At 53.7% G+C, this 1,789-nt stretch carries 1 rRNA gene; it reads right to left on the reverse strand.

Annotated features, from left to right (window positions below):
* Positions 1-65 precede the first annotated feature (65 nt).
* Positions 66-1,789: ribosomal RNA gene (locus J9893_RS13055) — 23S ribosomal RNA — on the reverse strand; the annotation flags it as partial.

Genomic DNA, 1,789 nt, shown 5'->3' on the forward strand with positions numbered 1-1,789 from the left:
AAAGCTGATTTAGTTATTCGTTCTCGGTATCTGCTACAAGTCTCTGAACACTTCTTGGGTGTTGTATGGTTAAGCCTCACGGGTAATTAGTATGGGTTAGCTCAACGTATCGCTACGCTTACACACCCCACCTATCAACGTTGTGGTCTCCAACGGCCCTTTAGGACCCTCAAGGGGTCAGGGATGACTCATCTCAGGGCTCGCTTCCCGCTTAGATGCTTTCAGCGGTTATCGATTCCGAACTTAGCTACCGGGCAGTGCCACTGGCGTGACAACCCGAACACCAGAGGTTCGTTCACTCCGGTCCTCTCGTACTAGGAGCAACTCCCTTCAATCATCCAACGCCCACGGCAGATAGGGACCGAACTGTCTCACGACGTTCTGAACCCAGCTCGCGTACCACTTTAAATGGCGAACAGCCATACCCTTGGGACCGACTTCAGCCCCAGGATGTGATGAGCCGACATCGAGGTGCCAAACACCGCCGTCGATATGAACTCTTGGGCGGTATCAGCCTGTTATCCCCGGAGTACCTTTTATCCGTTGAGCGATGGCCCTTCCATTCAGAACCACCGGATCACTATGACCTACTTTCGTACCTGCTCGACCTGTCCGTCTCGCAGTTAAGCTGGCTTATGCCATTGCACTAACCTCCTGATGTCCGACCAGGATTAGCCAACCTTCGTGCTCCTCCGTTACTCTTTGGGAGGAGACCGCCCCAGTCAAACTACCCACCAGGCACTGTCCGCGAGCCCGATTCAGGGCCCTGCGTTAGAACATCAAACATACAAGGGTGGTATTTCAAGGACGGCTCCAGCGCAACTGGCGTCACGCCTTCAAAGCCTCCCACCTATCCTACACATGTAGGTTCAATGTTCAGTGCCAAGCTGTAGTAAAGGTTCACGGGGTCTTTCCGTCTAGCCGCGGGTACACCGCATCTTCACGGCGAATTCGATTTCACTGAGTCTCGGGTGGAGACAGCATGGCCATGGTTACACCATTCGTGCAGGTCGGAACTTACCCGACAAGGAATTTCGCTACCTTAGGACCGTTATAGTTACGGCCGCCGTTTACCGGGGCTTCGATCAAGAGCTTCGCTTGCGCTAACCCCATCAATTAACCTTCCGGCACCGGGCAGGTGTCACACCCTATACGTCCACTTTCGTGTTTGCAGAGTGCTGTGTTTTTGATAAACAGTCCCAGCCATCTGGTCACTGCGACTCCCGACAGCTCCATCCGCAAGGGACTTCACCATCAAGAGCGAACCTTCTCCCGAAGTTACGGTTCTATTTTGCCTAGTTCCTTCACCCGAGTTCTCTCAAGCGCCTTGGTATTCTCTACCCGACCACCTGTGTCGGTTTGGGGTACGATGACTTGTAATCTGAAGCTTAGAGGCTTTTCCTGGAAGCAGGGCATCAATGGCTTCCGCACCGTGGTGCGTTCGTCTCGTGTCTCAGTGTTGTGTCTCCGGATTTGCCTAGAAACACCACCTACGCACTTTCACCAGGACAACCGTCGCCTGGCCCACCTAGCCTTCTCCGTCCCCCCATCGCAATTACAAGTCGTGCAGGAATATTAACCTGCTTCCCATCGATTACGCCTTTCGGCCTCACCTTAGGGGTCGACTCACCCTGCCCCGATTAACGTTGGACAGGAACCCTTGGTCTTCCGGCGAGGAGGCTTTTCACCCCCTTTATCGTTACTTACGTCAGCATTCGCACTTCTGATATCTCCAGCATGCCTCTCGACACACCTTCGCAGACTTACAGAACGCTCCCCTACCACTCAC

This window comes from Aeromonas sp. MaB10011B (genome assembly GCF_017939325.1).
GTDB lineage: Bacteria > Pseudomonadota > Gammaproteobacteria > Enterobacterales > Aeromonadaceae > Aeromonas > Aeromonas caviae.